The sequence below is a fragment of the uncultured Eubacterium sp. genome (genome assembly GCF_934525195.1).
Lineage (GTDB): Bacteria > Bacillota > Clostridia > Oscillospirales > Acutalibacteraceae > Eubacterium_R.
Genome location: NZ_CAKSZA010000004.1, coordinates 116,535 through 137,126, shown reverse-complemented (window position 1 = coordinate 137,126; position 20,592 = coordinate 116,535). Strand labels below are relative to the sequence as shown.

The 20,592-nt window shown below is 39.8% G+C and carries 19 protein-coding genes and 1 other annotated feature; of the genes, 13 read left to right on the top strand and 6 right to left on the bottom strand.

The window, feature by feature from the left end; genetic code table 11:
* The first annotated feature begins 72 nt into the window (after positions 1-72).
* The 8 genes from Q0E03_RS05495 to Q0E03_RS05460 all read left to right on the top strand — a co-directional run bounded on the left by Q0E03_RS05495 (position 73) and on the right by Q0E03_RS05460 (position 9,002).
* Positions 73-1,713: a DUF4091 domain-containing protein gene (locus tag Q0E03_RS05495; RefSeq protein ID WP_297130170.1), complete on the top strand. Its 1,641-nt coding sequence runs from the start codon at positions 73-75 to the stop codon at positions 1,711-1,713.
* Between the two features lie 143 nt (positions 1,714-1,856).
* Complete coding sequence (locus tag Q0E03_RS05490; RefSeq protein WP_273338419.1) at positions 1,857-2,414, top strand: biotin transporter BioY; 558 nt, start codon at positions 1,857-1,859, stop codon at positions 2,412-2,414.
* Between the two features lie 96 nt (positions 2,415-2,510).
* Complete coding sequence (locus Q0E03_RS05485; RefSeq protein WP_297130166.1) at positions 2,511-3,917, top strand: amidophosphoribosyltransferase; 1,407 nt, start codon at positions 2,511-2,513, stop codon at positions 3,915-3,917.
* A gap of 121 nt (positions 3,918-4,038) precedes the next feature.
* Complete coding sequence (locus Q0E03_RS05480; RefSeq protein ID WP_297130163.1) at positions 4,039-4,983, top strand: glycosyltransferase family 2 protein; 945 nt, start codon at positions 4,039-4,041, stop codon at positions 4,981-4,983.
* Positions 4,984-5,172: 189 nt separating this feature from the next.
* Positions 5,173-5,781, top strand: coding sequence for a DUF1643 domain-containing protein (locus Q0E03_RS05475; protein ID WP_297130160.1), 609 nt, complete (start codon positions 5,173-5,175; stop codon positions 5,779-5,781).
* A 60-nt stretch (positions 5,782-5,841) separates the two neighbouring features.
* Positions 5,842-8,133, top strand: coding sequence for a TIM-barrel domain-containing protein (locus Q0E03_RS05470; protein WP_297130157.1), 2,292 nt, complete (start codon positions 5,842-5,844; stop codon positions 8,131-8,133).
* A 105-nt stretch (positions 8,134-8,238) separates the two neighbouring features.
* Positions 8,239-8,403, top strand: coding sequence for a hypothetical protein (locus Q0E03_RS05465; protein WP_297130155.1), 165 nt, complete (start codon positions 8,239-8,241; stop codon positions 8,401-8,403).
* The gene (locus tag Q0E03_RS05460; RefSeq protein WP_297130152.1) at positions 8,403-9,002 is read left to right on the top strand and encodes a Fic family protein; all 600 of its coding nucleotides are present in this window, start codon (positions 8,403-8,405) and stop codon (positions 9,000-9,002) included. The genes Q0E03_RS05465 and Q0E03_RS05460 overlap by 1 nt, the downstream gene beginning before the upstream one ends.
* Before the next feature lie 31 nt (positions 9,003-9,033).
* Here the strand turns inward: Q0E03_RS05460 and Q0E03_RS05455 are convergent, their stop codons facing one another.
* The 4 genes from Q0E03_RS05455 to Q0E03_RS05440 all read right to left on the bottom strand — a co-directional run bounded on the left by Q0E03_RS05455 (position 9,034) and on the right by Q0E03_RS05440 (position 11,508).
* Positions 9,034-10,161 (bottom strand): alpha/beta hydrolase, encoded by a 1,128-nt coding sequence (locus Q0E03_RS05455; protein ID WP_297130149.1) that lies wholly within the window; start codon positions 10,159-10,161, stop codon positions 9,034-9,036.
* Between the two features lie 62 nt (positions 10,162-10,223).
* Positions 10,224-10,898 (bottom strand): DNA alkylation repair protein, encoded by a 675-nt coding sequence (locus tag Q0E03_RS05450; RefSeq protein WP_297130146.1) that lies wholly within the window; start codon positions 10,896-10,898, stop codon positions 10,224-10,226.
* A gap of 57 nt (positions 10,899-10,955) precedes the next feature.
* Complete coding sequence (locus tag Q0E03_RS05445) at positions 10,956-11,243, bottom strand: hypothetical protein (protein ID WP_294836929.1); 288 nt, start codon at positions 11,241-11,243, stop codon at positions 10,956-10,958.
* Positions 11,244-11,265: 22 nt separating this feature from the next.
* A complete protein-coding gene (locus tag Q0E03_RS05440; protein ID WP_078768893.1) occupies positions 11,266-11,508 on the bottom strand; it encodes an IreB family regulatory phosphoprotein in 243 nt (80 codons plus the stop codon).
* Positions 11,509-11,685: 177 nt separating this feature from the next.
* Positions 11,686-11,892, top strand: a binding site (T-box leader).
* Between the two features lie 37 nt (positions 11,893-11,929).
* On the opposite strand from Q0E03_RS05440, the gene pheS reads away from it, so the two are divergent.
* Together pheS and pheT are read left to right on the top strand one after the other, a co-directional pair.
* On the top strand, positions 11,930-12,982 hold the full coding sequence (pheS, locus tag Q0E03_RS05435; RefSeq protein WP_297130143.1) for a phenylalanine--tRNA ligase subunit alpha: 1,053 nt from the start codon (positions 11,930-11,932) through the stop codon (positions 12,980-12,982).
* A gap of 17 nt (positions 12,983-12,999) precedes the next feature.
* Positions 13,000-15,366, top strand: a complete 2,367-nt coding sequence (gene pheT / locus Q0E03_RS05430) for a phenylalanine--tRNA ligase subunit beta (protein WP_297130140.1) — start codon at positions 13,000-13,002, stop codon at positions 15,364-15,366.
* Positions 15,367-15,429: 63 nt separating this feature from the next.
* Here pheT and Q0E03_RS05425 read toward each other — a convergent pair whose 3' ends face one another.
* Positions 15,430-15,738 carry a hypothetical protein gene (locus Q0E03_RS05425; protein WP_297130137.1) on the bottom strand — a complete coding sequence of 103 codons (309 nt, stop codon included), beginning with the start codon at positions 15,736-15,738 and terminating at the stop codon, positions 15,430-15,432.
* Positions 15,739-15,794: 56 nt separating this feature from the next.
* Positions 15,795-17,123, bottom strand: a complete 1,329-nt coding sequence (locus tag Q0E03_RS05420) for a PepSY1/2 domain-containing protein (protein ID WP_297130134.1) — start codon at positions 17,121-17,123, stop codon at positions 15,795-15,797.
* Between the two features lie 132 nt (positions 17,124-17,255).
* Between Q0E03_RS05420 and proB the strand changes: the two genes are divergently transcribed.
* Genes proB through Q0E03_RS05405 form a run of 3 tightly spaced genes read left to right on the top strand, consistent with a single transcriptional unit; the run spans position 17,256 to position 20,575 of the window.
* Positions 17,256-18,026 carry a glutamate 5-kinase gene (gene proB, locus Q0E03_RS05415; protein ID WP_294836938.1) on the top strand — a complete coding sequence of 257 codons (771 nt, stop codon included), beginning with the start codon at positions 17,256-17,258 and terminating at the stop codon, positions 18,024-18,026.
* 33 nt (positions 18,027-18,059) lie between these two features.
* Complete coding sequence (locus tag Q0E03_RS05410) at positions 18,060-19,301, top strand: glutamate-5-semialdehyde dehydrogenase (protein ID WP_297130131.1); 1,242 nt, start codon at positions 18,060-18,062, stop codon at positions 19,299-19,301.
* Positions 19,301-20,575, top strand: coding sequence for a DUF5050 domain-containing protein (locus Q0E03_RS05405; RefSeq protein ID WP_297130128.1), 1,275 nt, complete (start codon positions 19,301-19,303; stop codon positions 20,573-20,575). The genes Q0E03_RS05410 and Q0E03_RS05405 overlap by 1 nt, the downstream gene beginning before the upstream one ends.
* Positions 20,576-20,592 lie beyond the last annotated feature (17 nt).

Genomic DNA, 20,592 nt, shown 5'->3' with positions numbered 1-20,592 from the left:
GACTATGACTTTACATAACTCTCGTTTTCCTATATAATATATAAAATATACAAATCTAATTGGAGTGTTAAAATGATTAGTGATGCTAAAGTGGTTTCATCTCTTGAAAAGGTTTTTGTTGATTCGTCAATAGATAACCTTGTAGAATTGAAGCAGTTTTCAATGCTGAAAAATGAAAAGAAGTCGTTTCAGATTGCGTTTAAATTGACAAAAAATGAGCGTGTTGCAATCAGCGTTGAGTCGCCGATTGATGACTTTTTGAATGTTTCGGTTGTCAAAAATATTCAAAGTGATTTTCCTGTAATGAAAAACGCAGATGATTATTACATCAAAAAAGAAGCAGGCTTGTATCCTGATTTGCTTTATCCCGTTGACGGCGGTTGCACTTTTGAAACAGACGGTGCTTATGCGTTTTGGATTGAAATTTCACCTGCAAAAGATGATGTTTTGCCTGTAGGTGAACATAAGATTTCAATCACATTGAAAACCGATGATGCAGAATGTAAGTCCGAAGTGTCGGTTGAAGTTATAGACGCACTTTTGCCAAAGCAAACTTTGATTTATACCAACTGGATTCATACTGATTGCTTGATGACTTATTACAATTTTGAAGCGTTTTCCGATGAATATTGGGAGGCGCTTCGCAATTATCTCACCAAGGCGTCGGATTATGGTATGAACTGCGTTTTAACTCCTGTTTTCACTCCGCCTTTGGATACTGAAATCGGCAAGGAGCGACCGACTGTTCAGCTTGTTAAGGTGTTCAAGCAAGGCAAAAATAAATATGCTTTCGACCTTTCTTTGCTTAAAAAATGGATAGATATTTCAAAGGAATGCGGAATTGAATATTTTGAAATTTCGCATTTGTTCACACAATGGGGTGCAAAGCACGCACCGAAAATTGTGGCAGAGGAAAACGGCAAGGAAGTAAAGATTTTCGGCTGGGAAACAAGGGCTTCGTCAAATAAATACAAGCAGTTTTTGAGCCAATTTGCAACAGCACTCAAAGGCTTTTTGAAAGAGGAAAAACTCGAAAAAAATGTGTTTATTCACATTTCGGATGAACCGCCGTTTGGCTATCTTTTGTCATATAAAAAGGCAAGTAAAATTACATATGACCTTTTTGGCGAGTATAGAATTATGGATGCTATGTCATCATATCCGCTTGCCAAGATTTGCAATATTCGTTATCCGATTCCTGCAACCGATTTCATCAATAATTTCATCGGCAAGTTTGATGACCTTTGGACTTATTATTGCAGTGCGCAGTCTTGCAAAAATGTTTCAAATAGATTTTTCTCAAACGCTTCCGTTAGAAACAGAATTATCGGCTACCAGCTTTATAAGTACGGCATAAAGGGATTTCTCCATTGGGGATATAATTTCTACTATACCCGACTTTCAAAGAAAGCTATTGACCCGTACAAGATCACAGATGCCGGCAAGGCTTTTGCTTCGGGCGATTCGTTCATTGTGTATCCGGGTGAAAACTTGAAACCTCTTAATTCACTTCGATTGAATGTCTTTTATGACGGCTTGCAGGATATGCGTGCGCTTCAACTTTTGGAAGAAAAAATCGGCAAGGACGCTGTTGTAAAACTTATGGAAAACGGCACAGACGAGCCTATCACTTTTTCCGAATATCCTCACAATGCTTCGTGGCTTCTTGAAAATCGAGAGATGATAAATCAAGAAATTAAAAAGCATATATAATCGTGTAAAATTTAATAGAATTGTTTTCTGAATGTTCCCGATTGTAAACCTGTTTTAAATTTTAGGTTGACAATCGGGAATTATGTGTTAAAATATAAATCAATTTGGCGAAAGTCAAAAATAATATATCGAGGTATGTGGCTATGGCACAGACAGAAGTAAAAAAGAAAACTAATTCAAAAATAACCGATATGGTTTATATCGGCCTTTCTGCGGCAATTATTGCGGTTTGCTCGTGGATTTCAATTCCGCTCACAGTTCCGATTACATTGCAAACAATGGGCGTGGTGCTCATTTCAGGTTTGTTCGGTGCAAAGAGGGGAACACTCTCAACCCTCCTTTATATCCTCATCGGTGCAATCGGTGTTCCTGTTTTTTCAGGATTTAAGAGCGGATTCGGCGTTCTTCTCGGTTCAACGGGCGGATACATAATCGGCTTTATTTTCACAGCGCTTATTGTTGGCATTGTTTCTGACAAAACAAACAAATTGTGGGCGCTTATTTTGTCAATGGTTGTGGGTATTCTTGTTTGCTATGCTTTTGGCACAGCGTGGTTTGCCGTTGTTTATGCAAAAACAAATGAGCCTGCTTCACTTGCAACAATTCTCGGCTGGTGCGTTATTCCGTTCTTGATTCCCGATGCGATAAAAATAGCACTCGCCGCTGTTCTTACAAACAGACTGAAAAAATTTGTAAAATAATATCCCTATATGGTTGTTTTTGCTCCCGTGATTTGTTATAATATTTGCGACAAATTAGAGAGAGGAAAGCAGAGAACAACTCTGTAAGGTAAAACTATGGGCGGATTTTTCGGTGCAGTTTCAAAAGACGATTGCGTGTTTGACCTCTTTTTCGGCGTAGACTATCATTCTCACCTCGGCACTCGCCGTGCGGGTATGGCAGTTTACGACAGAGAAACAGGCTTCGACAAGGCAATTCATAATATTGAAAATGCTCCTTTCAGAACGAAGTTTACAAAAGAATCAAATTCTATGCACGGTCAGATGGGTATCGGTTGTATCAGTGATTTTGAGGCACAGCCTATTCTTGTGCGTTCACATCATGGCACATTTGCGGTTGCTACCGTGGGTAAGATTAATAATATCGACAGTCTTGTTGATGACATTATCAAAAATAACACTCACTTTTTTGAAATGCACAACGGCGAAATCAACCAAACCGAATTGGTTGCCGCTTTGATTAACCAAAAAGAGAATTTTATTGACGGCATCAGATATGCACAGGAATCCGTTGATGGCTCGATTTCTATCCTTGCACTCACGCCAAAGGGGATTTATGCCGCAAGAGATATGCTCGGCAGAACTCCTATTTCAATCGGCGAAAAAGAGGACGGCTATTGTGCATCTTTCGAGAGCTTTGCTTATCTCAATTTGGGATATAAGAATTATAAGGAGCTCGGTCCGGGTGAAGTTGTGTTTATGGATGAAAACGGTGTAAAAACTCTTATCCAACCCGGCAAAAAAATGCGTATATGCACATTCCTTTGGATTTACTACGGCTATCCGTCAGCTTCGTATGAGGGCATAAGCGTTGAAGAAATGCGTTACAAATGCGGTAAGGCACTCGCAAAAAGAGATAATGTTCATCCCGATGTTGTTGCGGGTGTTCCTGACAGCGGTATCGCTCATGCAATCGGATATTCAAACGAAACGGGTATTCCTTACTCTCGCCCGTTCATCAAGTACACACCGACTTGGCCTCGTTCGTTTATGCCGCCAAACCAAACAAAGCGTAATCTCATCGCAAAGATGAAACTTATCCCTATTCCTGATTTGATTAAGGACAAGAGCTTGCTTCTTATTGACGACTCAATCGTTCGTGGCACACAGCTTCGTGAAACAACCGAGTATCTTTTTGAATCGGGTGCAAAGGAAGTACATATCAGACCTGCGTGTCCTCCTCTTTTCTATGGATGCAAGTATCTCAACTTCTCTCGTTCAACTTCCGATATGGACCTTATCACAAGGCGTGTCATCACCGAACTTGAGGGCAGAGAACCTGATGACGAACTCATCAAGGAGTATGTTGACCCTGACAGCGAAAAGTATCAAAATATGATTGATGTAATTTGCAAACAACTTCACTTTACATCACTTCGTTATCATAGACTTGACGATATGATTTCTGCTGTCGGCATTGATAAAGAAAAACTTTGCACATATTGTTGGGACGGTCAGGAATAAAATTAATTTAATAGACCATATTAATAACGATGGGCTGTGGGTATATTTAACCTTACAGCCCTTTTGTGTTGACATTTTTTGATAATACAAATATAATTGATAATTATAAGGTGGTGTTATTTTGTTATCTTTGGTTGTTCCTTGCTTCAACGAGGAAGATAATGTGGAAAAGCTTTATTCTCTAACTGTTACGGCTTTTGAGAATAATATTGATGAATATGAGTTTGTTTTTGTTGATGACGGAAGTTCGGATAAAACACTTGAACGATTGCACAGCCTTTTTGACAAGGACGGACAAAGGGTTCAGGTTTTGTCGTTCAGCCGAAATTTCGGCAAAGAGGCTGCCATTTATGCAGGTCTGAAAAATGCAAGAGGCGATTTTGCGTGCATAATTGACGCCGATTTGCAGCAAAGACCCGAAGTCGTTGTTGAGATGATGAATGTCATTAAAGAGGACAATACTGTTGATTGCGTCACTGCGTATCAGGCGGAACGCAAGGAAAATAGGGTGATGTCCGCTTTCAAATCTTCGTTTTATAAAATGATAAATCGTATGTCCGAAGTGGATTTTGTAAACGGCGCATCGGATTTTAGATTGATGAACAGAAAAATGATTAATGCCGTTGTCGCTATGGGTGAATATCACCGTTTTTCCAAGGGAATATTCGGCTTCGTCGGATTCAATACAAAATTCATTCCGTACGAAGTGCAGGTAAGGGAAAACGGCGCTTCAAAGTGGAATTTCTTTAAGTTGTTTAGGTATGCAATTGAGGGCATAATTTCGTTTTCGTCATTTCCGCTTAAATTGTCGGCATATGTCGGATTTTTCTCGGCTTTTGTGTCGGTGATTTATCTCATTTTGGTAATCATCAAACGACTTGTTTACGGAGTTGATGTTCCGGGTTATGCGTCCATCGTTGTGCTTGTTTTGTTCCTTGGCGGTTTACAGCTTATGAGCCTTGGAATTTTGGGTGAGTATATGTCTAAGGTTTATGAACAGGTTAAAAACAGGCCGATTTATATTTTAAAAGAACACCTGACAGAAAATAATATTGATAAAGAATAGTTGTGTGACGTGAGTGTATTACTTACGTCACTTTTTGAATGTTGATTAAAAATCGAAAAACATAATATTTTTACAATTTGTTCATTTTGGTGCGTTGACATATGCTTTTATACAATAGTATAATAATATAATAAGCAAAAAATACCAAAGTGGACGGCGCTGTGCCGCTAACACGAAAAGAGTGAGAAAATGCATATTCCAACCGATGATTCTCATTTTATTGAGATAAAGACATTTGATGAAGATTATAATGAGTCGTTGACAGCAACAGGTTTTGATTCAAACAAGTGGATATACGTTCCCGGAGAATATCGTGATTATCGTTATTTGCTCGGAACAAGGGGCGAAAAACCTGTTATATGTATTGGCATAAATCCATCAACGGCAGAACCTGAAAATCTTGACAATACCCTGAAATCTGTTGAGCGTTTGGCACATTTCAACGGCTACGATAGTTTTGTTATGTTCAATGTTTATGCTCAAAGGGCGACAAGACCAAAGGATATGGATGCCGAGGTTAATACTTTTTTACATAATGAAAATATGAAAGCGTTTGAATATGTGCTTTCTCATTCAAAAAATGCAACTGTTTGGGCTGCGTGGGGAAGCATAGTAAATGAACGAGGCTATCTCAAATCTTGCGTCAGGGAAATGATTGAAATCGGCGAAAGATATAATGCAAAATGGGTGCACGCAGGCAAACTTCTCAAGAACGGGCATCCGCACCATCCTCTCTATCTTTGCAAAACAACGGAATTTGAGGATTACGATATAAATACATATGTTGACAGCCTTTGACCGCTGACGAAAAATGAGATAATCAAAACACGAATACTTATTTACAACGGAGTAGATTTTATGAAATTTAATCATAATTTTGATTTGGTGGAATACACAAATAATTACAGACTGTATGCCTGTGATGATGTAAATGCAAGACTTGACTTTGTTGAAGAAAATATTGTCAGAGTTGCAATTTACCGTCACGGCGAGGATATTTTGCCTACTTTTTGCATAAATCCGTACGGTCAGCCTAATTCTCCTGCACGAAACAGACTTGACACAGAGGGTTTCCACTTTGACACACCAAAGGTGGAGGAAACTGTTAACGGTGAAAAAATCACATTGGGTTCAGGCATAGAAATTGATGTTGATTTTCACAATTTCCTCCTTTCGTTCATTGATGACGGCGAGGTGCTTTTTGAGGACAGACGACCTCTTTCGTATAATCTTGAAAACGAATTCGGCAGGGGATACTATCATTATATTTCAAGAGAAGAAGATGAAAAAATATTCGGACTTGGCGATAAAAGCGGATTTATGGACAAATCGGGCAGAAGTTTCAGGATTGAAGCCACCGACGCAATGGGATACGATGCCGAAACTTCCGACCCTTTGTACAAACATATTCCGTTTTATATTTGCGAAAACAGCGTTGGCGATTACGGCGTGTTTTACGATACAAGTGCCGCCTGCTATATGGATTTTGGTGTTGAAATCAACAATTATTATCAGCCGTATAAGTTCTTTAAAACAGAGGATAACTGCATAGTTTATTATGTCATTTTCGGCTCAAAATTAGAGATTTTGCGTTCGTTTGCAAGATTGTGCGGAAAACAGGCATTTCCGCCAAAATGGAGCTTCGATTTTTGTGCATCTGCAACAGAATATGCCTATGCCGAAAATACAGATGAAAAAATGCAAGGCTTTGTCGATAGCCTGAAAAAATACGACCTTTCGTGTTCGGGTTTGTATTCGTCAATCGGGGATAAGGGTTGCGTGTTCAATTGGAATACGGAAAAATTCTCCGACCCTGCAAAATTTGTTAACAGCCTTGAGGAAAAAGACATTCACTTTATTCCAAACATTAAGCCTGCGTTTCTCCTTACTCATCCTATGTATGATTCGATTGCGGACAGGGGATTTTTTGTCAAGAATGATGACGGCACTCCGTTTGTGACCCAACTTTGGGACGGACTCGGTTCGTATCTTGATTTTACAAATAAAGATGCCTATGATTTTTGGTGTGCCCAAGTGACCGAAAAGTTGCTTGATAACGGCGTCGTTGCCACTTGGAATGATAATAACGAGTTTGATATTAAGGACTCGGGAGCTACCGTTAACGGATTCGGCTTCGGCAAAATCAAAGCAAGAGATGTCAGACCGAATTTAACTTATCTTATGGTCAAGGCTTCTTATGAAGCGCAGAAGAAAAAATACCCACAACTTCGTCCGTTTGTTTCTACTCGAAGCGGAAATATCGCTGTCAGAAGAATGGCACAAACTTGGTCGGGCGATAATATGACTTCGTTCCATGATTTGTATTATTGCCACTATATCGGGCTTACTCTTTCAATGTCGGGTATGTTTTTCTATGGTCACGATTTGGGCGGATTTGTTGGCGATATGCCGTCAAATGAACTGTTCCTCCGTTGGCTTCAACACGGACTCTTTGAACCAAGATTTACTGTTCGCTGCCACGATACAGAGGATATGGAGGCAGTTATGCCTTGGGACTATGAGGATGTTATCGGTTCGGTTAGGGATATTTTTGCACAGCGCAAGCAACTTATTCCTTATCTTTACAGCTCGGCATATAACAGCGTTTCGTATGATGAACCGATGAATGCACCGCTGTTTCTTTATTATGATGACGAGGATATTGAGGAGGATTGCGAATCGTTCTTGGTCGGCAGAGATGTGCTTGCAACCTGCGTGCTTGATGAGGGAATAGAAAATATTTCTGCCTATCTTCCTCAGGGTGATGATTGGTATCTCGGAAGCAAACTCTACAAGGGTGGTCAAAATGTCAGCCTCCACATTCCGCCAACCTCAAAAATGCCTTATTTTGTTCGTAGCGGTTGCGTGTTCCCAACCGATGAGGGCAAGTACGGATTTGAAAGCGAACAAAAACTTGTATTCACAGTTTATCCGCAAGAAACCGGCTTTTTCCAAAGTTCGTTCTTTGATGATGACGGCAAGAGCTTTGAATATAAAAAGAATGATTGCACCCGCCTTGTTTTCTCGGTGGTTTGCGAAAAAGATAAGGTGTCTGTTTTCTACAAAAACATCGGCAAGGTTCGCATCACACCTAATATCAAATTGGTTGACGGCGACGACCGCAAACTCGTAATCGAATCAAGAGATTAAAAAACAAGACTGCTTTGCTTGAAACGAAGCAGTCTTTATTAATACGACTTGAATATTTTTTTGTGTTAATGTATAATAATATTAATCTGATAGGAGGTTGATGTTATGTCTGTTGATACAGCTATAAAAAATGCAACTGCTTCGTTAGAAATGGAGGGAATGACCGTTTCTGATGATTTAAAAGAGCTTTGTGTCAGAAAAATAAATAACGAAATTACTATGGATGAATATATCAAACTTGCAATGGCTTTAAAGGGAGTAAAAATGTAATGTCATATAGTATTGATACTTTGCAAAGCGATTGTTACGAGGGAACTTCTTGCCTTATAAATAAATTTGATATTAAAGATGAAGTTATACTTAAAGAACTTGAAACTACAATTACTTTGAATAAAATAACAGAGTATTTACTTAATCCGCTTTTTGACAGTTTTGATGTTCAACATTATAAAAATATTCATAGATATCTGTTCGGCGACATTTATAATTGGGCAGGGGAATACAGAACTGTTGATATGAGCAAAAAAGGCACAATTTTTGCAGAGGCTGAAAATGTTGAAAAGCTTATGTCAAATTGCTTTAAAAGATTGAATGATAAAAATCTGTTTCAAGGCTTAAATTTTGATGATTTTATTGATGATTTTGTTGATTTCTATTGTGTTACAAATATGATTCATCCGTTTAGAGAGGGTAACGGCAGAACTCAAAGGGTTTTCTTAACTCAATTAATAAATAAAAATGGTTATGATATTGATTTTTCCGAAATTGACACCGATGAGTTGATGATTGCCACAATTCAATCTGCAAATGGTGTAACAGATTATTTAAAAGATATTTTTAAATATGCAATAAAAAACAAGACTGCTTAACAAATAAAGTTAAACAGTCTTATTTTTTGTGCTATTTTAACAATGATTTTTGGTAATAGTCGAGGGCGTTGTCGATTGCTTTTTGACCGTATTCGTCAAAGGGGTCGAGCACGCTGAAAACATGTGGCAGTTTTTTACCCTCTCTTAAATCGGTGAAATCCTCAATTTCGCACTCGTAGCCTTTTTCAACAAAATAGTTGTATGCGTTCACTGTTTGGTCGTGTGCAAGAGTGTCGCCCGAACTTGTGATGAAATATGTTGGCGGCATATCGTTTGCAAGTTCCATAATTTCGTTTAAATCCATATAATTGTAGGTGCTCTTGGTTTCGTAATCCTTGCCCCACATCTTTTTTGTGTAAATGCTGAACCATCCGCCCGATTTTGCATATGTAACAGGTGAGGTGAGCAACAAGCATTTGATGTTGAGATTTGTTTCGACTGTGCCGAAAATCTCTCTTGCGTCAGGGTTGTTGTTGAGGATTGTGCTGTAGAGTGCGAGTTGTCCGCCTGCGCTGTCGCCTGTGAGCATAACAGTCTTTTTGTTAGCAGGATAGTCTTTCATATTCGCTCTGATGAATGCAAGTGCGTCTGTGCAGTCCTTGATTTGCTCGTTTACGGTAACATCGGGCACAAGACGGTAGCTTATGCTGAACACGCAATAGCCCTTTTTTGCAAGTTCCATACAGTAGTATTCGTTGAGGTCCTTTGTGGCATACATCCAGCCTCCGCCGTGAATGTCGATGATAACAGGCAAACCCTCTTTGGCAATTTCGCCCTCAGGATAGAATACATCAAATTTGTGGTACGGGTTGCCGTCATCAATGTATGGTATGTCTTTAACCTTAACAACATTTTCGGGCGGTGTTTGTGTTGCCATTCTTTTTTTGTCCGACTTGTCACAGAATTTCCACGAAACCTGCATAATCTTTACAATGAGATCGTTTTCAAGTCCGTCTGTTGAAGCCTCTTTGTAGTCGATGTCTTGTGACAAAAGCATACCGCCGACATTAATTGCCTTGTCGCTTGTGTCGTCAACAGGCTTTGTAAGGTAGTATATAACGCCAAAACCGATGCCGACTATCAATGCAATGATTAGTATAATAACACCCAAAACTTTCAACCCCTTATGCTTTTTCTTTTCTTTTACTTTTTCAGCCATTTTGCACAGCCTCCGTATATTTTATATTTTCATTTTATATTTTTAACTTGTTGTTGTCAACATCACTTTTTCAGCGATTTCAAATACTCTTTTTGTTCGGCTGTTATGCGATAACTTTCCCGTGCTTTTTGAATGGTTTTGTTGTGCACCCATTTGTCAAGCACGCCGTTTTCGATATACACTATTGTGTTGTCCCATTGCTTTGCAAGTGCTGTTGCAAAGAACCACGCAATCATCATATTAATATAGTATTCGTCACTTTTTATTCTTGCGGGGATTTCGAGATATTCCTTTTTGAAATCATTATCCAAAAAATGAGCCATTAGGATTTTCAGTCCAAAACGGATGGTATAGGCTTGGTCGCTGTTCACCCATCGTAGAATGTCACTCATTAATTTTTTGTGTTCGCTTTTAAAAGCCTTTGGCGACATTGTGTCGCAAACCGCCCAGTTGTCAACATACGGCAAAAATTCGTCAATGTATTTTATGCACTCGTTATAGTCTTTTATTTCGCTGATCAAAATTGAGTGCAGAATGTTCTCGTCATAGTATTTGTGTGGCAAACTGTTCAAAAAATCTTTTTGTTCGTTTCTTTTGATGATTTCTTTTGCAAGTTTTCTTGAAGCAGGAATTCGCACGCCTAAAAATTTTCCTCTGTCAATACCGGGTGTCAGTTTTGCCGAAAAATCGGCATTCTTTTCGTCGCTTAATTCAAGCAATCTTTTTTGAATGTTCATAACAATATTTCCTTTTTAAAGTAAAAAAGAACCGAAACAATCGGTTCTTTGTGTGCATTAAGCATCTTTTTTGAGCTGACGCTCAAGCCAAGTAGCTCCGAGGTCAAGGGCTGTGAAAAGACCCTTCTTTTCGCTCTTTTTAACGATTCTGTCCTTTGGTGACAATGTTTCATCTGTGGCAAGCAACTGAATTGTGATGTCACCTGCAAGAGTGATGTCTTTGTATTCTTCGGCATTTTTAATTGTAAGACATACAACGTAAGCATCGTTCATATCTCCGTAGTAAATTGTATTGCCGCTTCTAACCAAAGGTCTTCCTTTGTATTCAAAAAACTTTTCTGCCAAAGGTAACCCTCCTTATATTGTATTAGCTGAGGTAATACTTTACCATTTCTGCCAAAAGCTCATCTCTGTCTATCTTACGGATTAAGCTTCTTGCGTTGTTATGAGTGGTGATGTATGTCGGATCTTCGGATAAAATATAGCCGACTATTTGGTTAATCGGGTTGTAGCCCTTTTCCTTTAATGCGTCATAAACAGCAGTAAGGGTGTCTTTCATAACATCCTCGTTGTCATTCGCAATTCTAAAGGTCATAGTCTTATCTTTCACTTTGATCCACCTCCGCTTAAAGTATTATATACCGCAGTTTTGGTATATGTTAATTCAAACTATATTATATACATTATTGATGATAATTTCAACTCTTTTTTTAGTATTTTATACAAAATCTTGAAAAAACTTGACTTAATTGCCTTTAAGGTTTATAATTTATGCAACAATTAAAGAATTAATGCGATGAACAGGTGTAAGTAGAGTGTCCGTTTGATGAAAGAGAGTGCACGGTCGGTGTGAGTGCATATCGGCGGGGGTTTGAATTTCAGCCTGCGAGCACCCTTCGAGTAACTAAGTAGGGCGTACACCTGCGATAAAGGTAAGAGTGGCATATTTTATGTATGCAATTTGAGTGGTACCACGGAATTTTTCGTCTCATATTTATGAGGCGTTTTTATTTTTTTATGGAGGAAAATCAATGGAACAAAAGATTAAAGACTTAAGATCCAAGTTTGAAAAAGAACTTGAAAATATTAAGGATTTGTCTGAACTTGAGGATGTTCGTGTTGCATATCTCGGCAAAAAGGGAAGTGTAACCGATTTGCTCAAGGCAATGAAAGAACTTTCAGTTGAGGACAAAAAGGCTTTCGGTCAAAGAGTAAACGAACTTAAAGGCGTTGTTGCTCAAAGAATTGCCGAAAAAACCGCAGAAATGAACGAAAGAGAGATTCAAAGGGAAATAGAGCTTATGCCTGAATTTGACCTTTCTCTCCCTGCAAATTTGGCAAGAGGTTCATATCACCCTGTAACAATCGTTCAGCGTCAGTGTGAACAGATATTCAAATCAATGGGCTTTACGGTTGAGGATTATCCTGAAGTTGTAACCGACTATGAGTGCTTTGAATCCGTTAATGTGCCAAAGGATCACCCTGCCCGTGATATGCAGGACACTTATTATCTCACAAACGGTCAGCTCTTGAAGTCACAGACTTCAGCTGCACAAAATGCTATTTTGAGAAAGTATAGGGACGAACTTATCAATAACGGCACACCTATCAAGGCTATTTTCCCTGGCAGATGCTTCCGTAACGAAGCAACAGACGCTTGCCACGAAAACACTTTCTTCCAAATGGAAGGTATGATGGTCGGCAAGGATATTTCTATTTCAAACCTTATTTACTTTATGAAAACTATGCTTTCGGAAGTGTTCCAAAAGGACATTAAGGTTAGACTTCGTCCGGGCTTCTTTCCGTTCGTTGAGCCGGGATTTGAACTTGATATCAGCTGTCTTATCTGTGGCGGTGAGGGCTGCCCAAGCTGTAAGCACAGCGGTTGGCTCGAACTTTGCCCTTGCGGAATGATTCACCCTGAGGTTCTCCGTATGGGTGGCATTGACCCTGATGAATACACAGGCTTTGCGTTCGGTTTGGGTCTTACAAGACTTGTTATGATGAAATACGGCATTAAAGATATTCGTGATTTGAACGGCGGCAGCCTCAAGGCTATGAGCCAGTTCACCGATGATGAATAAGAAAGGGGAGTGACATTATGTTTTTATCTATGAATTGGATTTCGGACTTTGTTGATTTGTCCGGACTTGATAAGATTAAACTTATCAATCAGTTTTCACTCTCTACCGCAGAAGTAGAAAACGATATTTTCTTTAAAGGTTCTGATTTGTCGGGCGTTGTTGTTGCAGAGATTAAGTCTGTGGAAAATCACCCTGATTCAAAAAAACTTCATTTGCTCAAGGTTGACGCAGGTGAGGCAGAACTCACCGATGTTGTTTGCGGTGCACCTAATGTCAGAGTTGGTATGAAAACCGCATTTGCAAAGGTCGGTGCAAAGATTGGCGAGATTGAAATTGCTCCTCGTCCGCTTGCAGGCTATATGTCATACGGTATGTGCTGTTCTGAAAAGGAAATCGGAATTTCCGATGATAACAGCGGTATTATGGAAATTACAGATGACATTCCAAACGGTACAGACCTTAAAGATGTTTATGCTATTGACGATATTATTTTTGAGGTAGACAATAAGTCGCTCACAAACCGTCCTGATCTTTGGGGACATTATGGCATCGCAAGAGAATTTGCCGCACTTTCAGGCAGAAAACTCAAACCGCTTGAAACCGTTGAACTTTCAAAGTACGATAATCTTTCAAAGGTTGATATGAAGATTGAGGACCCGCTTTGCCAAAGATATTCTTGCTTGCAGGTTGAAAACATCAAGCGTTCGGTTTCTCCTGTTGATATGCGTATCCGCCTTTATTATTGCGGAATGAGAGCCATCAACTTCCTTGCAGACCTTACAAATTATCTTATGCTTGAAATGGGTCAGCCTATGCACGCATTTGACAGCCGTAAGGTTGAAAAAATCAGAATTAAGCGTTTCGACAAGCCGTTTACTTTCCAAACACTTGACGGAGTCGAAAGAAATATTGACGAAAATACTCTTATGATTTGCAACGACAACACTCCTGTTGCAATCGCAGGTATTATGGGCGGTCTTGACAGCGAAATTGTTGATGACACAACAACACTCACTCTTGAATCCGCAACATTTGACGCAGCTTCAATCCGTAAGTCAACCGTTCGTCTTTCACACAGAACAGATGCTTCTATGAGATATGAGAAGTGCCTCGACCCTGAAATGACGGTAACAGCTATCGCAAGATTTGTAAATCTTCTTCAAAAGTATGACGCAGAGTCAACAGTTGTTTCTGCTCTTACCGATGATTACGCTTATCATTACGAAAAGGTAGAACTTAACTTTAACAAGTCTTTTGTTGACAAGTACACAGGCATTGAAATTTCAAACGATACTATCATTAAGACTTTGACTTCTCTCGGCTTCACAGCAAGCGTTTACAATGACGAATTCACCGTTGATGTTCCGTCTTGGAGAGCAACAAAGGATGTCACAATGAAAGCTGATATTATCGAGGAAATTACCCGTATTTACGGCTATGATAACTTTGATATTCACACCTGCCTTGCTCCGCTTTATCCTGTTCGCCCTGATGTTGAAAAGACAGTTGAGGACAGAATCAAGGATTTGCTTGTAAAGAGGTTTTCTCTCCACGAGCTTCATTCATATGTTTGGGCTTATTATGATGAACTCAAGGCTCTCGGCATTGATGTAGAGGGTGAAATCAAGCTTGAGGGTGCATCAAATCCTAATATCGAAACAATCCGTAAGTCAATCATTCCTACTCAGCTTTGCCAGGTTAAGCAAAACACTTCATTTGCACTTCGCTTTGGTATTTTTGAAATCGGCAGAGTCGTTACAGGTCTTGACGAAAACAATCTTTGTGTAGAAAAGAAGAAACTTGCTATCACACTTTTCAGCAAAGTTGCTCCTGTGTCTGTGCTTTTCTATAAGCTCCGTGATATTTTGGAGGTTATGTCCGACGATATTAAGCACAAGTCGCTTTCGTTTGAACCGATTGAGGCAACATCAAACTATCAACACCCAAGAAATCTAAACAGAATTATCTGTGACGGTGTTGAAATCGGTCAAATCGGTATCGTTCATCCAACCGTTCAAAAGAAGATTGACAAAAAGGCTGCCATCGTGTTTGCCGAGGTTGATGTTGAAGCATTTGCAAATATCGAAAACGCTTCAATCCAATATGTTGAACCGTCAAAATTCCCTGAAATTGAGGTTGACCTTTCATTTGTTTCACAAAAATTTGCACCTATCGCAAAGGCTATTGCTGAAACAAGAAGTCCACTCATCAAGAATGTTTATGTAACAGATATTTATGATGACGAAAATGACGGCACAAAGTCAATCACAACTCGTATTGTATTCTCTCACTCTGACAAAACTCTTACAAGAGAGGAAGTTCAAGAGGTAACAGACAGCATTATTGAGTCACTCAAGAATGACGGAATCGAGCTTAAAGGCTAAATAATTCAAAAAAATAAAGGTGTTCATTTTGATTAATGAGCACCTTTTTTCTATTGTTATGCGTTAATCTAACGCATCTTTCACCGCATCGCCTGCTTTGTCAACGCTTCCGCCGACACCGTTTGCGATTTTGTCAACACCCTCACCGATGTCGTCGCCCACCTTATTGGCACGGCGAGAAACATCGTTTCCGGCTTTGGATAAATCTTCCTCAACCTTGGTTGTTGTGGTTTCTTTCTTTGTTGTGGTTTCCTTGGTGGTTGCGATTGTCGGCTTTTGTGTGGTTGGTGTGTTGTCCTTTTTGCTCGAACATCCAACAAAAATTATAGCCGACATAATAATTGCAAGTGCAACAATGATTATCTTTTTCATAGTTTGTATCATCCTTTCAGTGGTAGTATTTGCATATCATTTTGTGTTATTCAAATTTATTTGACCAAAGTTCCGTTTGCGGATTTAAGAAGAATCATAATATCCTCCTCGTCACCCGTGTCGCAGTTGATATAAACAAGGGTGTCCTCGCCCGTGTCGTTGCTTTTGCAGGTGAACTCGTAGCACTGAACTTCTTTTCCGCTCTCCTTTGGGATAACGCACATTTTTGAGCTTTTCACTTCAAGGTATCGAGAAAGCTTTTTCTTCGCTTGATTTGTTGATAATTTTGCGATTTTAGGCTCTCTGTTGATGTGATTTGTCAAATATGTTTTTGCGTCAATTCCAATCAATTTGCCGTCGTCCATAGAAATTGCAACCTTGATTAAATCGGGATAGTAGCAGATGTTGTCTTTTTTGTAAGCACAGTTGACCGTGCAAATGTTGTTTTCAACATTGTAGTAGCAAACCGTCATATTGCCGTAGCCTATTTTTTCAAGCGCTTTGACGGCAAGATTGCACGCATTTTCTGCTGTGATGTTGGAACTTTGAATTCTGCCCGAATATAAAATTTCCTTTATATATCCGCCTTGTTTGGTGACAAGTCCCGTGTATCGTCCGCATTTGAAGGTGTAGCACGGAATTTTTGATTTGTCATCCGTTTCGTATGATACGTTCTTGATGGCGATGCCGAGAGCGTCTGCAAAGATTTGTCTGCATTCTTCCCGTGTTTTCACTTCTCCCGATTTTACAAGCCTTGAAGATTTGTTCAGCACTTGGTCGGAAAAAGGACCGTCATACAGCAGGGTGGGGAAATCTTCAAAAATTTCTGCCCCTGTGCTGAAACTGTTTGCAAGCGGAGTGACATTGATTTTGCTTGTACTTTTCACTTCATTGTCGGTAATCATAGCACCCGAATTGACTGTCGCAACCATATTTTTTGCCTGCTCGTTGAATTTTTCCGCATAGCGTAACAATGCTTTCAGGTTGTCGTGCTCCTCGTGGGTGATTTGCTCGCCCTTGTCGATTTTTGTGCCGACATATTGTGCGTAGTCACTGCATTGGCTTAAAAATTTGTATGCGTTGCTTAGTTCCATCTGGTTGATTGGCAGTCTGCTCATTGCATTTTTCGCCGTTGAACACTGTGCATATAAATCTCTGCTTAAATCATAGATTTCTCCGTTTGAATTTGATATCAAACTTTTGTTAATATCCGTGTTCACCTTGTCAAGACATTCGCTCAATTCCGCAAGGCTCTGTTGATACGAAACCTCAAGCTCGGTCTTGTACGCTTTCATATTTGATGCGCTCAAAACACTTGACGCAACGATGATTATCAGCATAAATCCGATGTAGGATACAATCCTGATATAGCTTCTTTTTGTCATATCTATACTCCTTTATCATTTTTCACCTCTATTGTTTACACAATTTAGCCAAAAATACATCTTTTTAATTGCAACGCAAATATTACTGTGCTATAATATTAAACTGAATTATAATATTGGAGCAAAAAAATTATGCAAAAGAAGAGAATTGTAGTAAAGGTCGGAACTTCCACTCTTACTCATAAGACCGGAAAAACAAATATTCAAAAAATCGGTGAACTTGTTTCTGTGCTTGCAGACCTGCACAATATGGGGCACGAGGTTATTCTTGTGTCATCGGGTGCAATCGGAATCGGCACGGCTCGTCTCGGTTTGCATAAAAAGCCCCAAAGCATAAAGGGCAGACAGGCGGCAGCCGCTGTCGGTCAGGGTGAACTTATGTTCCTTTATGACAAGTTTTTCGGCGAATATGATGTTGTTGTTTCACAGCTTCTTTTTACATATGATGCACTTGAAAATAAGGAAAACAAGATGCACCTTACAAACACATTCAATCAACTTATCGAATACGGCGTTATTCCGGTTGTAAACGAGAACGACTCCGTGTCAATCGAAGAACTTTTGAACGGCGACAACGATTGCCTTTCTGCAACGGTGGCAGAACTTATTGATGCGGATTTGCTTGTTATGCTCACCGATACAGATGGTTTGTACGACAGCAACCCGTCAGAAAATCCCGATGCAAAGCTTATTCCTGTTGTAAAAGAAATTACACCTGAGATTGAAGCTGTTGCAGGCGGAGCAGGCGAAAAGGGAACAGGCGGTTTTGCAACAAAGGTAAAGGCTGCAAAAATCGCAAACAATGCGGGTATTCCTGTTGTTGTTATGAACGGTGTCACACCAAAGAAAATTTACAATGTGCTTGACGGCGAAAGTGTCGGCACAAGATTTTTACCTAACTGATTTATTTTTCCGATTGAACGGAGGAGTTTTGATATGACAGTTTTTGAACAGGGCAAAAATGCAAAGCAAACACTTACATTTATGTCGCAGGTCACAACCGAGCAAAAAAATAATGCTCTCGGCATAATTGCTGATATGCTTGAGGAAAATACAGAAAAGATTGTTTCTGCCAATGCGCTTGATATTGAAAACGGCAGAAAAAACGGACTCGGTGACGGACTCATTGACCGCCTTATGCTCAATGCCGACAGAATCAAGGCTATGGCAGACGGTGCTCGTCAGGTGGCTTCTTTGCCTGACCCGTGTGGCAGATTGCTCTCCGAATACAAAAAAGACAATGGACTTGATATTAAAAAAATCACCGTGCCGTTGGGCGTTATCGGCATAATCTTTGAAGCTCGTCCGAATGTTACCGTTGATGCGGCATCGCTTTGTCTTAAAAGCGGAAACGCTGTCATTCTCCGTGGCGGAAAGGAAGCTATCAATTCAAACACAGCACTTGCCGATATTATGCGAGAGGCACTTGCAAAGGCAGGTTTTCCGCAGGATGTTATTCAGCTTGTCAGCGACACTTCAAGGCAGTCGGCAACAGATATGATGCATATGAACGAATACCTTGATTGCCTTATTCCGAGAGGCGGTAAGGGTCTTATCAAGGCTGTTGTTGAGAATTCAACCGTGCCTGTAATCGAAACAGGTTCGGGCAATTGTCATATCTATGTTGACGAAAGTGCAAACATTGATATGGCGGCAAATATAATATTCAATGCAAAAACACAGAGAATATCTGTGTGTAATGCTTGCGAAAGTCTTGTTATCAACAGCAAGATAATCGACAAAGCTTTGCCGATTATTGCAAAAAAACTCAAGGAAAAGGATGTTGAAATTCGAGGTGACGAGCGTGCACAAAAGGCTTGTGAACTTGTTGTGCCTGCAACCGAGGAGGATTTTGCAACCGAATACCTTGATTATATAATCAGCGTAAAAACCGTTGACACCGTTGATGAGGCAATTGCTCACATTAACGCAAATTCAACGGGTCACAGCGAGGCTATTATAACAGAGAACAAGAAGAATGCCGAAAAGTTTTTGAAGTGTATTGATTCATCTTCCGTTTATGTGAATGCATCAACAAGATTTACCGACGGCGGAGAATTCGGACTCGGTGCGGAAATCGGCATTTCAACTCAAAAGCTTCACGCAAGAGGTCCTATGGGACTTGAACAGCTTACATCAACAAAATATTTGATTTACGGAGACGGACAAGTCAGATAATGAAAAAGCAAAATAACGATTATTCATATATTCAACCGCAGGTTGAACGAAAAAGAACAAAGAAAAAGAAAAGAAAGAAAAAAGGCGGATTCGGCAAGGCATTTCTTGTGATTATTGCGGTGCTTGTTGTTTTGATTGCGGGCGGACTCCTTTCCGTAAAATACATCTTCACCGATTTTTATTTCAGCGAAGTTTTGCCAAACAAGGAAGTTGCGGACTTTGTTGACGAAAACATCATCGGCAGAACAACGACTACGACCACAACTCAACCGCCTGTAACGGTTCCGGAGCAAACAACTTTGTCGCAGGTGTCCTATCTTGACCACTCCGATTTTGAGTTTCAAGCAAGCAAAAAAGGCGGAATGATAGGCAATCTTTTGAACGGCGGCAAGGTCGAAAAAAATAACGGAATTGTTTATCATATTGTTGACGGCAGAGGCATTTATAAATTTTTGCCCGAAAGTGAAAGCTATGCTTGTGTTTATAAATCAAATGATGCGTTGTCCTCGTTCAATATCAGAGGCGACTACTTCTATTTTATAAATGACAGAGAAAATTCACTTTACAAAATCACGATGACCGGCAAAAATTTTGCCAAGGTAGCCGAAAATGTAAAACTTGCATATATCTATGACACAACGGCTTACTGCCTATCGACAAACAACGAGGTTGTCGCTGTCAACACGCAGGATTTCACTTCAAAGGTGCTTTATTCGGGTTATGGCGACAAGGTTAATTTGATTGGCATTTCGCTTGACAGAGTGTTCTTTACAAGCGAGGATATGTCAGGAAATGTGGAATATCTTTGCGTACTTTCGGCAGGCGGTGATGAGGAACATTTCAAAGCCGACAGCAAAAACGGTGAGATTGCTTCTATGACTATGGAAAGCGGTTTTATGTATTATTACGAAAAACAGCCGAATGGCAAGTACAACATTATTCGTCAAAAGTACGGTTCACAAAAAACGGTCACATTGGTTGAGGGAGTCAGCCTTTGCAAGCCTGTAGTTGTTGACCAAAACAGAATGTTCTATGCCGACCTTGACGGAAATAAGTTCAAAATGTTTGAGCTGAATATGAACAGCGAAGCGACAAAGATGATGCTTTATTCAGGCAATGTCACAGCAGGCGATGATGTGTTTATTCAGCACGGCGGTGAATATGATTTTATTATCGGCGAGCGTTCAAACGGCGACAAGATTTACCGTGCGTCATCAAATCTCACGGGTTCGTCAAATGTTATGACCTTTGGCGACGGCAAATGGAGTTACTAATTTAAGAGGTAAAGATT